The organism is Viridibacillus arenosi, from assembly GCF_001955655.1.
Lineage (GTDB): Bacteria > Bacillota > Bacilli > Bacillales_A > Planococcaceae > Viridibacillus > Viridibacillus arenosi.
This window is the reverse complement of the sequence record NZ_MSPW01000010.1, coordinates 124,333-136,521: the sequence shown is the minus strand read 5'-3', so window position 1 is coordinate 136,521 and position 12,189 is coordinate 124,333. Positions and strand designations below refer to the sequence as shown.

The following is a 12,189-nucleotide window of genomic DNA, read 5'->3' as shown; positions in this document are numbered from 1 at the left end:
ATTGGCGCTACTGGGAGATGGATTGGCGCTACTCAGGGAGATTAGCGCTACTCGGGGATGGATTAGCGCTACTCGGGGATGAATTGGCGCTACTCGGGGATGGATTAGCGCTGCTCAGTGAGATTATCGCTACTCAAAGAAGGATTAGCGCTACTCAGAGGAAAATTATCGCTACTCAAGAAGATTAGCTCTACTGGGAGAGAGATTAGCGTTACTCAAAGCAAGATTATCCATACTCACCACCCTCAACAACCTGAAATCACATATAACAAATACCAACATCCTATTTATTCACAAAACAACTAATCCTATCAATCTAAAAAAATGCCATGTGAGAAATATTCTTCACATGGCATCGATTTATTCAATATGGATTTTATAATCTTCAGATTTAATCATTTTAAGATTCGTTGAGAAGATGCGAAGTAAGATAACGTTTAAAACGGTTGGTATGACGAAGAACATTGCAATCATGACTGTAATATTCGAAGTAGTCCAGCCATCTGGTGTTAAGTTGATATAGTTTAATGGTCCAATAAGTCCAGATAGACCAAACCCGGCGCTCATAGACGTTCCTTGAACATTAAATACACCAGCAAGTGCACCTAAAATGGCAGCTGTAATAAGCATGGGAAAAGCTATTTTAGGTTTCATAAAGAAATTACGCATTTGAATTTTGGGTGAACCAAGTACGTGGGCTAGTGCTGTGCCCAATGAGTTTGATTTATAGCTAGCGATACATAGACCAATACCTGCCGAAACAATACCTAAATTGGCCGCGCCAGCACCAATACCAGAAAGCATAATGACCGTTGCTACTCCTACAGTCGAGAGAGGAGATAAAATGAGTACGCAGAAAATAACAGCGATAATTGCTCCCATTAGAATAGGTTGAAGATCTGTTACTTGTTGAATCCCCACGCCAATAATTCCTGTGCCTGATTTAACATAAGGTAAGATCAAGTAACCAAATAAACCAGGGAAGAAAATAGTTAAAGTTGGTAGTAAAAGAATCGTGTAATCTTTTAATTTTGCCCCAATATATTTAACGAAAAGGACAGCTAAGCCGGCTGTAACACCTGTGTTTAAAACGACACCAATACCTTGTAATGTCATAACACTTTCATTTATTTGCACTACTCCACTACCAACAACAGCTGCTAATCCAATACTAGCTGTCTGAATAGGTGTTAATTTAAATGTCATACCAATAGTAACACCAATCATTATTGGTAACATACTCATCACTAAAACGGATATATCTAATATTTGTTGTAAAGCTGGGAAATGTGGAATGAGTAGTTTTAATAGTTCACCGAGAAGAGCGTTGGGTATTAAAGATACGACAATCCCAATACTCATTCCTGTTAACAGCTTATTAATGAATTCTTTCAAGAAAATCTTCCTCCAGTAAAATCATGATATCAATATAGTTTATCGCTTTAAATCGTCGAAGTAAATAGAAAATTCTATATTGTTACTTAAATTGTTTTGGGGAAAATAGTTAAATGAAGTTTTGTAATACGTAATATTTTTAGGGGAATTGGGAAACATAATACAACTACGGAAAAACTTTTTATACCTTTAAAAGGGGATAGTGTGATGAAGAAACTTTTATTGTTGTGTTGTATTATGTTTGTTTTAACAGGTTGTATGAAATCAAATAATGTAATTGAATTAGGGAATGTAACAGAGGAAGGCGATGTAGTTGTAAAAAAATCGATTGAAACCGAACCGAAGTACAATGAATTAATGGAGATTTTCAATAATGGTACAAATTTAAAATTAAGCGATGATGAAGTGAATCGGTTACCATATCAATATATTCAATTTAAGGATAGAACGCAGAATCTAATTGTAGTGAATTATAATATGTGGTTAGATGAGGAAAATGAGCGCATTTTATATTCTGATTATATAGCGAGAGTACCGCTTTATTATGTAATCGAAGATGAAGAGTACAACAAGTTATTAGATGTATTTGAAAAAGATAAGATGCAAACCTTCGCCGACCAATATGATAATTTTGATCAAACTAATTAAAAAAGTACATCACTTTTAAGAAGTGATGTACTTTTTTTGTCAGTTAATTAAATGATTTTAAGCATCCGCAATTCCTAATAAAATAATCCCCAACATTACAACCGTAATGATAATATATTGTTTTGGCGATAGTTTCTCTTTTAAGAAAATACGTGAAAGAATGATAGAGAAAATGCTATAAGATGCGATCATTGGAGCAGCAATAATCGCATATGATGACATGGCAAATACATAAAAGAATTGACCGATTGTTTCTAAAATTGCAGCACAAGCTTTGTCACGTTCTTTGAAAATAGAGAAAGTCTCTTTTTTTATTACTTTTAAATAAATATAAGTGATAACTGCACAGATGAAAAATGTATATTCATAAGCAAGTAATGCAGCATCTTCAGTCATTAATTTGAGTTCATCTAAATAGATTGCATCAGCAAATGTACCAGCACCATCGATCAACGCATAGGCAATAGGGAACACAATCGCCATAAATCCAAGCTGATATTTTTTGTCGATTTCGGTATTGTTTAATCGTAATGTTGCATTTTCGATTTGTTTTTCAACTACTGCAATACCAATAACGCCAAGTGAAATAATGATTATTCCAATAATATGTAATGTATCAACTGGCTGAGGGAAGAAAATGAAGACAAGAACAGCTGTAATAGCACCAGATGAATTTTGTACGGGAGAGGCGATTGATAATTCTAAGTAACGTAACCCAATATAACCGATTGTCATAGATAAAATATAAAGAGAAGAAACGGGTAAATATTTTAGCATGTCGGAAGGACGGAAAATTAAACCTTCATACAGCATATAGCCAGTTGCATGGATACCCATCACAAGACCGACCATGACGACAATTTTTAAATGACTGTATTTATCCTTGCTGTCTGAACCTTTTTTATAAAATAAATCTGCACCACCCCATGCTAGGGCGGTTAGTAAAGCGAAGAAAAACCACATAAGAGTGCTCCTTTAAACGGGATTTAATAATTTCCTATACAAATATATATGGATGATTATTGTGAAAAATACCGGTTTATCTATATTGATAAAACTTATACATATTACAAAATATGTTAAAATCATTTAACCCTTTCATAAAGGGAAATATACTACTCTTACAGTCAAAATAGAATCTGGTTAGTGAAGTTTAATAGTAATGTAGAATAAACGGAGAGTGTGGTTACATGATGACTCCAATAAAATATTGTATCTTTTTGATGAGCATTTTTGTTGTATTAGTAGGCTGTTCAACAGGGTCACATAACCCGACTGCAAAAGAGCTATTGAAAGAGCATCCAGATATAGATATTTTGCAATATCAAGATATTATTTATTCGAAAACAGAAATGATTGAGTTTGAAGCTGGTAAGGGCGATCTTTTAGGTGAAATCAACAAGCGCAAAACTACGGGTTCTTTGTTTAAAGATTTCTATGCAAGTAAATTAGCTAAAGGAACTAAGATATTTGCGGTAGGGGATGACGATACTTTCATGCTGATTGCAGAAGTGGATGGCGAATTAATTTATTATAAAGCGTTATTGGAAGGGTAAAGTAGATTGGCATTAACGAAAGGTTTGTGAACTGGACTTAATGAATCAAGTATGTATCTTTGGATTCCTTTCCCTTATGATTAACAAAAAAGAAAAAAGGACCGTATTCCTAAGCCAATCGACTATTAGGAAACTGTCCTTTTCTTTTTTAACGTGTTGTTTTAGAAGATTTGCTACGTGTAGTGGAGCTGAGATGTTGAATCTGCTCTTCTAATACTGTGCTAGCGTTTCCTATAAATTGTGAAATGAGAGCAAGTTCTTCAGGTGTATAGGAGGAAGCTAGATTGAGCATTGCTTTATGAAGTGGTTCGTACGTATTACGGATTTCTTCTTTTGATTCATACTCTGGAACAATAATGACTCTGCGACGGTCATTGGGATCATTTTGTCTCCGAACATAACCGATTTTTTCAAGTCGGTCTACTAAGGAAGTTATGCTACCCGTAGCGAGCCCAGTTTTTTTTGAGAGCTCTCCTGCCGTAATAGGACCTGTTTCACGTAGGATATCTAAAGAAATAAAATCATTATTGTATAACCCTAATGAGGCAGCTACGTTTTGCTGATGTAATATTGTTCGTGTTCCTAGACCTCGCATTAGCGAAGTGAAATGTTCTTGAGGATTTAGAGTTTGATCATCTTGATGACTTGACAAAGGATTAACCTCCTTTTAAAATAAGAAAATATCTTGATGGTCGAGATATTAGGTTATCGAGATATTTGATGAGTGTGATATTATACAAGTTAATTCTATCGAAATCATTAATAATTTGCAAAGGGGTTTATAAATGGAAGCTTCAAAAAGTAATATAAAGTTAGTTGTAACGGGTTTGTTACTAGCGATTTTTATGTCAGCAATTGACAATACAATTGTTGCGACAGCTATGGGAACAATCGTTTCTCAATTAGGTGGGATGGACAAATTTGTTTGGGTTACATCCGCTTATATGGTTACAACAATGGCAGGTATGCCGATTTTTGGAAAATTATCCGATATGTATGGCAGAAAGAGATTTTTTATTTTTGGTTTAACGGTATTTGTAATTGGTTCTGCACTTTGTGGCTTTGCTCAAACGATTGAACAACTTAGTATTTACAGAGCTATTCAGGGAATTGGTGCCGGCGCTTTAATGCCAATCGCATTTACTATTGTATTTGACATATTCCCACCCCAAAAACGAGGGAAAATGACGGGTCTTTTGGGAGCGGTATTCGGTATTGCTAGTGTTGTTGGACCGCTTTTAGGTGCCTATATTACAGATAATATTGGTTGGGAATGGGTATTTTATATTAACTTGCCAATCGGTATCGTTTCATTCTTATTAATTATGAAGAATTATAAGGAATCTCCAGTACATACGAAGCAAAAGATCGACTGGTGGGGAGCGGCAACGCTTGTGCTTGCGGTCATTAGCCTTATGTTTGCACTAGAACTGGGCGGTAAACAGTATGATTGGAACTCAGCACCGATTATTTCATTGTTTGTTAGTTTCGCTGTATTCTTTATTGTGTTCTTTTTCGTGGAGCTAAAAGCAGAAGAACCAATACTTCCTTTCTTCTTATTTAAGCGTCGTCTATTTGCTTCTTCGCAAATGTTGGCATTCTTATATGGTGGTACCTTTATTATTTTGACAGTATATATTCCTATTTATGTTCAGGCTGTATATGGCGCTTCAGCAACAAATGCTGGCCTTATCCTCATGCCTATGATGTTGGGTTCTGTTGCAGGAAGCGCATTTGGTGGTATTTTCTTAACGAAAATAAGCTACCGTAATTTAATGATTATTTCCGTTATTTCATATTTCGCAGGTATGTTCCTACTTAGTACACTCACACCAGATACTGCTCGAGTTCTTCTGACGCTGTATATGATTCTAGTAGGTTTCGGAATGGGCTTCTCATTTTCATTATTACCAACTGCTTCTCAGCATAATTTAGATGCTCGTTATCGTGGTACTGCAAACTCAACCAACTCGTTCCTTCGTACATTAGGGATGACGATGGGAATAACGATTTTTGGTACGATTCAAAATAATGTATTTACAAATAAACTAGCTGAAGGATTCAAAAGTTTGGGTGAAAGCGCCAATTCTGCAATGTTTAATGTTGCTGATATAAGACAGATTTTTGAACCAAGTGTACGTGAGAAAATACCTGCTGAGATTCTTGACGTCATTGTTAATGCAATGTCTAACTCAGTTACACACGTCTTTCTACTTGCACTCATTCCAATTGTCATTGCAGTGGTTTTCGTCTTCATGATGGGGAATTCAAGAGTAATTGTTACAGATAAAGATGAACCAGAAATTTAATCAATGTATAGTACGTATACATTTCAGTTAGAAGTAATCGAAATGTATTAGATTGTCTCGGCATTTACCGAGTGGATGTACTATAGTGAGGAGGATATTCATGAAAGATACCATTTTTATTAAAGGTGCTTGGGAAAACAATCTAAAGAATGTGTCACTTTCGATTCCAAAATTCAAACTAGTTGTTCTAACAGGACCTTCTGGATCAGGAAAGTCAACATTAGCTATGGATACTCTTCAAAGGGAATGTCAGAGACAGTATTTAGACTCAATGGGAATGATGGCTGACGCAATCAGCAAGCCAAAAGTCGAGTCCATTCGAGGACTGTCTCCGTCCATCAGTGTTGGACAGCATGTTACGAATCGTAATCCACGCTCGACGGTTGGTACCGTGACGGACATTTATATGTATATTCGTTTTATTTTTGCCCGATTGGGAGAGCAAGTTTGCTCTTCTTGTAATGGCAGTATTCCTCCTTCTTTTGAACCAACAGGAGTTTTGACAGCGGAAGACCAGGAGATAGAAGCACAATCAATCAGCTGTCCGCATTGTGGAGAAGTGCAAGAGAAGCTTGGCATGTTGCACTTTTCTTTTAACAAGCCGGAGGGTGCATGCGAAACTTGTAGTGGACTAGGTCATGTGGCAAGTATAAACGAGGCGATGGTTTTCAATCCGGAGCTTAGCTTGCGTGATGGGGGTGTTGCTTCACTAAAAGGTGTTCATCGTGACATTCAAATGCGTATTTTAGTAGCGGCAGGGAAGCATTATGGCTTTGATTTCGACCCAGATCTCCCTTTGAAAAATTACAGTGATATTCAGCGCGATTTGTTATTCTACGGAGTCGAGAGTGAGGAATTTAAACGTCATTATCCGAATGTTAAGCCTGCTGCAGGGACGAAATTTGAAGGAGTAATCCCAGGTTTATGGAGACGTTATAAAGAGAAAGATGGCGACTCAGGTTCTAAAGAAAAAGAAGGCAGCTTCTTTCATGAACAACTTTGCCCGGATTGTCACGGAGCTCGTCTAAAAAAAGAAGTTCTTTTAGTGCAAGTAGCAAATGCAACTATCTCAGATATTTCTGAGTGGTCGCTCGAAGATGTATTCGAATGGACGAAAAGTTTGCAAACGGAATTACCACAGGATGGTCTACAATTGGTCGAGCCCATTTTTCAAGATATGCTCACAAGACTTCAACGGCTTATTGATGTAGGACTCGGCTATCTTTCATTAAACCGTCAGACAGTATCACTTTCTGGAGGCGAAACACAACGACTTCGACTTGCAACGCTGCTTGGTTCAGCTTTAACTGGAGTACTATATATTCTGGATGAACCTACAACGGGTCTTCATGCGAAGGATACAGTCGGCCTTATCCGAGTACTTCAGGAATTGCGTGATTTAGGTAATACAGTACTTGTTATAGAACATGATGTAGAGATGATGCGTGCAGCGGATCATATCATTGATATCGGTCCAGGAGCAGGAGTAAATGGTGGTACTGTTGTAGGTGAAGGGACTATAGAAGACTTAATGTCTAGTGAGCTGTCGGTTACTGGAACCTATTTGAGAGAAGAGAGTTTCCCACCTCCAACTCGCGTTCGTAGGAAAGGGAACGGACAGAATATCGTTATCCAACAAGCACAGCTTCGAAATGTCGATATCCCGACTGTTTCCATTCCGCTTGGTTGTCTAGTGTCTGTCACAGGCGTTTCGGGTTCTGGAAAATCAACTCTTGTATTTGATATTCTTGCACAAGGAAGTCCTAAAGCACATGAACAAACAGGATGCAAGGAAATAACTGGATTAGAACATGTCGGCGATATAGTTATTTTTGACCAATCGCCAATGGGAAGAGTACAGCGCTCTAATGTCGCAACTTATACTGATATGTTTACACACTTGCGTAAGTTATTTGCAGGATTGCCAGAAGCAAAGGAAAGAAAGTTAACTACGAAGCATTTCTCATTTAACTCCCCGGGTGGGCGTTGTGAAACATGTCAGGGGTTAGGCGTACTGTCTGTTGACATGAACTTCCTACCCGATTTAGAAGTGAAGTGTACTGACTGCAAAGGGAAAAGGTTTACTGAAGAGGTATTGCAAGTTAAATATGAAGGTTACTCCATTTCTGATTTGTTAAATATGTCTGTTGAGGAAAGCTTGCCGATTCTCAAATCGGAGAAAAAGATTTCGGTCATGATAGAGATGCTATGTGAAGTTGGACTTGGCTATCTACAATGGGGTCAATCGGTTAAAACTTTATCTGGCGGAGAAGGGCAACGGATAAGGTTGGCAAAAGTATTAAGTAAGCCGTCTAAAAATCATACGTTGTACCTGTTGGATGAGCCGACGACGGGCCTCCATCCAACTGACATTAAACAGCTTCATTCTCTATTAAATAGACTTGTCGATGCAGGAAATACTGTTATCGTTGTAGAGCATAGTCTGGAACTGATACGTGAATCTGACTGGGTTATCGATATCGGTCCAGAAGGTGGATTAGCAGGCGGTAAACTTATAGCTGAGGGCACACCTGAACAAGTAGCCGAAGTTCCAATTTCTCATACAGGGAAGTATTTGAAACGAATTTTGACTGAAGTACTGTAAATAGAAAATAACTAGTTATCATTTAACATAAAAGGTGCTTTAAAAGCCAGATAGTTGGCTTTTGAAGCACCTATTTTTTATGTATTACTTGAAAATTTGTTTCTTAAGATGATGTTCCATATGATCATAATAATCTTGAATGAGCCACTCTAATGTTTTAAGTTCGTTATTTCCAATGTCACATAAGTAAGCACGTTTTTCATCAGGAATATTATTGATAATGGCGATGATTTGTTTATTTAAAACGTAAAATAAGGTCAAAATTTCCTCGATAGGAGTATCTTGATAATTTTGCTTAGCTACCCATTCATTTTGATTGTAAGTGGGAAGTACATATGGCTGTTTTTCATATTGAATTTTAATGAATCGTTCAATGTTCATAATAGCTGAATCACAAAGGTGTCCTAATATTTCTTTTTTTGACCATTTAGTTGGAGATGGTTTTTTAGACACATCTATTTCAGACATCCGTTTAATTTCTTTAGGAACGTAATAAATCCAATAACTGATACCATCTATCACATTTTTCACCTCTATCATCCTCCGTAATAAATCTTTCTATGTATATTCAATTGAATGAAGGATATTCCTGTAATAGATTGATTTTTTATTAATGTGATAGGATTCATTCCAGTTACGTGTTAACTGATTGAACTTCTTTTAGGGCTATGTTTCTTTCTCGCATTCCTTCAATCAAATCTTCTAGCGTAGCAGCAATCATACCGTTTTGTTTGATTAAACCAATGACAAACAGATTACGGTAGGCAAACTGGTTTTCAGTTCCATCTGCGATTAAAGCATCGATTTTCTTTGTATTATCCCTACCTTGTTGGCGTGTATCAGAGTATAGTGCGAAAATCGGGCGGTCTAGCATCGAAAATGCACCAATTTCAGCTGCAACACCAGAGTCAATTTCAACACCATCAATGATAGCGATTAAGAAATCACTTGCTTTTAGAGCCTCAATATCAGCACCTGCAATTGCTAAACTATTGGCATAAGACGACTTATCATTGATCGCCATATTTTCTTGAGGTACATATAAATCCACATCTGGCACTGCCTCACGTACTGCCTTTGCAACCATTTCATTTACTAGGCGGTCGCCTAATCCAAATAATCCATTTGCTAAATAACCTTTTGTAGTCAAAGTAATTCCTCCCATAAATCATTTCATTCTTATATAGTATAACCATTCGAAGGAGAGATACATATTGTTTATATGAATATACGTACTGAAATTAGTTTTCTATTAATTCTATCAAAAATGGAGGCCTTCAAATCTATGATAGCAGGAGAGCTGTAAGGACTTTATATTTTTTTGCGAAAGATCTATTACGATGTTAATTTATCACTAAATATATCTTGATGTTTACAAAAATAAAGTATAAATGTAAAATAATAGATAAAAATAATGTTTAAGCAGAAAATTCATAAGAGTAATTTAGTTGTCTAGACAGAGAAGATCATGTGCATCCTTGATGAAACTCAAAATGGTTGTGTACGTTGCCTGTGTCCAGAAGTTGATATATGAAAGATTTTGAAGAACAGGAGTACAGTATAATGAATTATTTGAAAAATAATGAAACGAGGAAAAGTTCGTGTAAAAGAAATATATGTACATTTCTTGCTGCAGTTTTTGTTGCGGTGTTTATCATTAATCCTCTTACTGGTGCAGATAGGTTAGTTGCAAAATTTTTAACGATGATTTTCGGTTAACCATTGATTATATATTTTTAGTGGTTAAAAGAGAGTGGTTTATAACACTCTTTTTTTGTTCTAATTTTTTTAGCTACTTTTATGTGTCGATCACTTTTTAATAGCATTTGTATGTTTACTTATTGAAATAAACATTTGAGACTATCAAAAAATTATTTAATCCAGTTATAGGAATTGTATTAAAATGGATAGCAAATTTGTATATTGTGAAGAGAATAAGACAAAAGCATAAGTAAATATAAGGCTATTCAGTGAACCCTATTACGAAAAAAAGCTACCTATATTACAATTATGTAAACGCTTAGTATTTGGAAAAGGGAGACAGTAAAATGCCTACTCAACTCGAAACAATTCTTGCAGGTAATAATATAACCGAAATTCAACATCAATTACGGATTTATCTAATGAATCATCCACTAGATAATGACGGAGAACTGGCAAAAGCAATTACCAAAATCAACGAACAACAGTTAGGTGTTTGGATGGTTCATGATGGCAAAGTGTTTATAGAGGATGAAATTAAATGGAATCAAAGCTATTTAGCAGAACAGCAAATTGAATTACATAATAATTTTTCGCAAGAACGCTTTTTACATATGATGGCAGTAGCGGGTTTTTTAGCGAGTGATCCGTCTAATGAGGCGCCACCAGAACCTTTTAAATTGTACGGGGCATCTATGGGAACGATAATGACAGTGGGTGTCATTATCTTCTGTATCATTGCTATTACAATGGTCGTTTTCATACGAAATCAATATATTTAATGAAATTTAGTAAGGATTAATTGAGAGTCATATTCCTTCCGAATATTCCCATGACACTTAAAGGCAATATTAATACTGCGACCGCTTCTTTATACACAGACTCTAACAACGTTTGTTTATAACTGTTACATTTATCATTATTTTCAGTATCTGTCGTATTAACGTTAGGAAAGAAAGTAGCACATACGGAATTTATTAATCGATTGGAATGACATCTAACAAAATTAGGTGGTCAATCACTTTGGGAATTGTCATTCTTTCGGCATTTGGTGTACTATTCGGAGTGTTTGTAGGCGTAAAGCTATTACCACTTGTTTTGGAGAATATATTATCCCAGTATGGATTAATCAAACTACCACTTGTTGTGAACTGGGGTATGAGTACAGTAGTAGCGTGTTTAAGTATAGTGGCTGCTGGTCTTGGCTGTTGGTTATCGACAAGAGTTATTTCAAAAACATCGCCTCGAATATTAATCGTAGAATAGTTAAATAGGTGATTTAGTAGCAATTAAAAAAAGTTATTCAGTCAGGGGATTGTAATTTTGATAATAGCATGTTTAGAACGATCTACGTTCACGGCATGCTCTTGTATTTGTTTAGATTTTTTCTAGTGAAAGCATATAAAATTACTTACTATCGTTATAATCCGAGAATGCTTTGAGAGTTATGTTTTCTTATCTCACGTCACCAATAAACCAAATTTCACCCTCATGATAAGAATCCTCATCGGAAATCTGTTCATTAAATCCTGTAATTTGTAAATTAGAAGGAACGGACAAACCCATTTCTCTTTTTAAATCACGTTCGTCGGATAGAAGTGTCCATTTTTGGTGTTCATTATTCCTATCGAAGAATCCTTTATAATGTTCCTCGCCTTTAAATACTATTATTTGAGAATTAAATAATCGTGGCCAATCGATAGCAGCAACAACCCGTAAAGTTTCATCGTATTTAGGTTTAATACGGATCAAATGCTCAACTTGATTAATCATAGTCTGCATGCAAAGTCTTTTAATGCCAATGGGAGTTTTATTTGAGTCGATGAATGCCTCATCAACAGGTAAATGCAGATGCCAATAACCACGATAATAATCTGTTGGAAATTCGATTGTTTCTTCTTCAATTTGTTTAATCATACTATTTGTTTTTCGCTTTAATCCTCTAGCTTTTTTTTCTCGCATTGCAACTCTCCTA

General features: G+C 36.0%; 14 protein-coding genes. 8 read left to right on the top strand and 6 right to left on the bottom strand.

The window, feature by feature from the left end; genetic code table 11:
* Positions 1 to 17 precede the first annotated feature (17 nt).
* Entirely contained in the window at positions 18 to 188 is a 171-nt protein-coding gene (locus BK137_RS22390; protein WP_155981204.1) for a hypothetical protein, read from the top strand.
* A gap of 172 nt (positions 189 to 360) precedes the next feature.
* Here the strand turns inward: BK137_RS22390 and BK137_RS16835 are convergent, their stop codons facing one another.
* Positions 361 to 1,395 carry a PTS sugar transporter subunit IIC gene (locus BK137_RS16835; protein ID WP_038189593.1) on the bottom strand — a complete coding sequence of 345 codons (1,035 nt, stop codon included), beginning with the start codon at positions 1,393 to 1,395 and terminating at the stop codon, positions 361 to 363.
* Positions 1,396 to 1,602: 207 nt separating this feature from the next.
* Between BK137_RS16835 and BK137_RS16830 the strand changes: the two genes are divergently transcribed.
* On the top strand, positions 1,603 to 2,043 hold the full coding sequence (locus BK137_RS16830; RefSeq protein WP_038189590.1) for a hypothetical protein: 441 nt from the start codon (positions 1,603 to 1,605) through the stop codon (positions 2,041 to 2,043).
* A 57-nt stretch (positions 2,044 to 2,100) separates the two neighbouring features.
* On the opposite strand, the gene BK137_RS16825 is transcribed toward BK137_RS16830, so the two are convergent.
* Positions 2,101 to 3,006, bottom strand: coding sequence for an EamA family transporter (locus BK137_RS16825; protein WP_038189586.1), 906 nt, complete (start codon positions 3,004 to 3,006; stop codon positions 2,101 to 2,103).
* A 230-nt stretch (positions 3,007 to 3,236) separates the two neighbouring features.
* Here BK137_RS16825 and BK137_RS16820 point away from each other — a divergent pair, with 230 nt between their 5' ends.
* Positions 3,237 to 3,599, top strand: coding sequence for a hypothetical protein (locus tag BK137_RS16820; RefSeq protein ID WP_143691075.1), 363 nt, complete (start codon positions 3,237 to 3,239; stop codon positions 3,597 to 3,599).
* A gap of 148 nt (positions 3,600 to 3,747) precedes the next feature.
* On the opposite strand, the gene BK137_RS16815 is transcribed toward BK137_RS16820, so the two are convergent.
* Positions 3,748 to 4,194, bottom strand: coding sequence for a MarR family winged helix-turn-helix transcriptional regulator (locus BK137_RS16815; RefSeq protein ID WP_157059281.1), 447 nt, complete (start codon positions 4,192 to 4,194; stop codon positions 3,748 to 3,750).
* Positions 4,195 to 4,384: 190 nt separating this feature from the next.
* Here BK137_RS16815 and BK137_RS16810 point away from each other — a divergent pair, with 190 nt between their 5' ends.
* Entirely contained in the window at positions 4,385 to 5,908 is a 1,524-nt protein-coding gene (locus BK137_RS16810) for an MDR family MFS transporter (protein ID WP_038189576.1), read from the top strand.
* Between the two features lie 100 nt (positions 5,909 to 6,008).
* Complete coding sequence (uvrA, locus tag BK137_RS16805; protein ID WP_038189574.1) at positions 6,009 to 8,513, top strand: excinuclease ABC subunit UvrA; 2,505 nt, start codon at positions 6,009 to 6,011, stop codon at positions 8,511 to 8,513.
* 84 nt (positions 8,514 to 8,597) lie between these two features.
* On the opposite strand, the gene BK137_RS16800 is transcribed toward uvrA, so the two are convergent.
* Both BK137_RS16800 and BK137_RS16795 read right to left on the bottom strand, forming a co-directional pair.
* A complete protein-coding gene (locus tag BK137_RS16800) occupies positions 8,598 to 9,044 on the bottom strand; it encodes a DinB family protein (protein WP_038189559.1) in 447 nt (148 codons plus the stop codon).
* A gap of 103 nt (positions 9,045 to 9,147) precedes the next feature.
* Positions 9,148 to 9,663 carry a nucleoside 2-deoxyribosyltransferase gene (locus BK137_RS16795; protein ID WP_235175770.1) on the bottom strand — a complete coding sequence of 172 codons (516 nt, stop codon included), beginning with the start codon at positions 9,661 to 9,663 and terminating at the stop codon, positions 9,148 to 9,150.
* A gap of 380 nt (positions 9,664 to 10,043) precedes the next feature.
* Between BK137_RS16795 and BK137_RS16790 the strand changes: the two genes are divergently transcribed.
* From BK137_RS16790 to BK137_RS16780, 3 genes are all read left to right on the top strand, one after another.
* Positions 10,044 to 10,232 carry a hypothetical protein gene (locus BK137_RS16790; RefSeq protein ID WP_038189552.1) on the top strand — a complete coding sequence of 63 codons (189 nt, stop codon included), beginning with the start codon at positions 10,044 to 10,046 and terminating at the stop codon, positions 10,230 to 10,232.
* A 329-nt stretch (positions 10,233 to 10,561) separates the two neighbouring features.
* Complete coding sequence (locus BK137_RS16785; protein WP_038189549.1) at positions 10,562 to 10,996, top strand: hypothetical protein; 435 nt, start codon at positions 10,562 to 10,564, stop codon at positions 10,994 to 10,996.
* Between the two features lie 208 nt (positions 10,997 to 11,204).
* On the top strand, positions 11,205 to 11,480 hold the full coding sequence (locus BK137_RS16780) for an FtsX-like permease family protein (protein ID WP_076035104.1): 276 nt from the start codon (positions 11,205 to 11,207) through the stop codon (positions 11,478 to 11,480).
* Positions 11,481 to 11,669: 189 nt separating this feature from the next.
* Here BK137_RS16780 and BK137_RS16775 read toward each other — a convergent pair whose 3' ends face one another.
* Positions 11,670 to 12,176 carry a DUF3916 domain-containing protein gene (locus BK137_RS16775; RefSeq protein WP_038189544.1) on the bottom strand — a complete coding sequence of 169 codons (507 nt, stop codon included), beginning with the start codon at positions 12,174 to 12,176 and terminating at the stop codon, positions 11,670 to 11,672.
* Positions 12,177 to 12,189: the final 13 nt, after the last annotated feature.

Bases quoted from the DNA above. Each gene is read 5' to 3' on its own strand.
- BK137_RS22390 (WP_155981204.1), top strand. From the start codon at position 18: ATGGATTGGCGCTACTCAGGGAGATTAGCGCTACTCGGGGATGGATTA.
- BK137_RS16830 (WP_038189590.1), top strand. From the start codon at position 1,603: ATGAAGAAACTTTTATTGTTGTGTTGTATTATGTTTGTTTTAACAGGT.
- BK137_RS16825 (WP_038189586.1), bottom strand. From the start codon at position 3,006: ATGTGGTTTTTCTTCGCTTTACTAACCGCCCTAGCATGGGGTGGTGCA.
- BK137_RS16820 (WP_143691075.1), top strand. From the start codon at position 3,237: ATGACTCCAATAAAATATTGTATCTTTTTGATGAGCATTTTTGTTGTA.
- BK137_RS16815 (WP_157059281.1), bottom strand. From the start codon at position 4,194: ATGCGAGGTCTAGGAACACGAACAATATTACATCAGCAAAACGTAGCT.
- BK137_RS16810 (WP_038189576.1), top strand. From the start codon at position 4,385: ATGGAAGCTTCAAAAAGTAATATAAAGTTAGTTGTAACGGGTTTGTTA.
- uvrA (WP_038189574.1), top strand. From the start codon at position 6,009: ATGAAAGATACCATTTTTATTAAAGGTGCTTGGGAAAACAATCTAAAG.
- BK137_RS16790 (WP_038189552.1), top strand. From the start codon at position 10,044: ATGAAAGATTTTGAAGAACAGGAGTACAGTATAATGAATTATTTGAAA.
- BK137_RS16785 (WP_038189549.1), top strand. From the start codon at position 10,562: ATGCCTACTCAACTCGAAACAATTCTTGCAGGTAATAATATAACCGAA.
- BK137_RS16780 (WP_076035104.1), top strand. From the start codon at position 11,205: ATGACATCTAACAAAATTAGGTGGTCAATCACTTTGGGAATTGTCATT.
- BK137_RS16775 (WP_038189544.1), bottom strand. From the start codon at position 12,176: ATGCGAGAAAAAAAAGCTAGAGGATTAAAGCGAAAAACAAATAGTATG.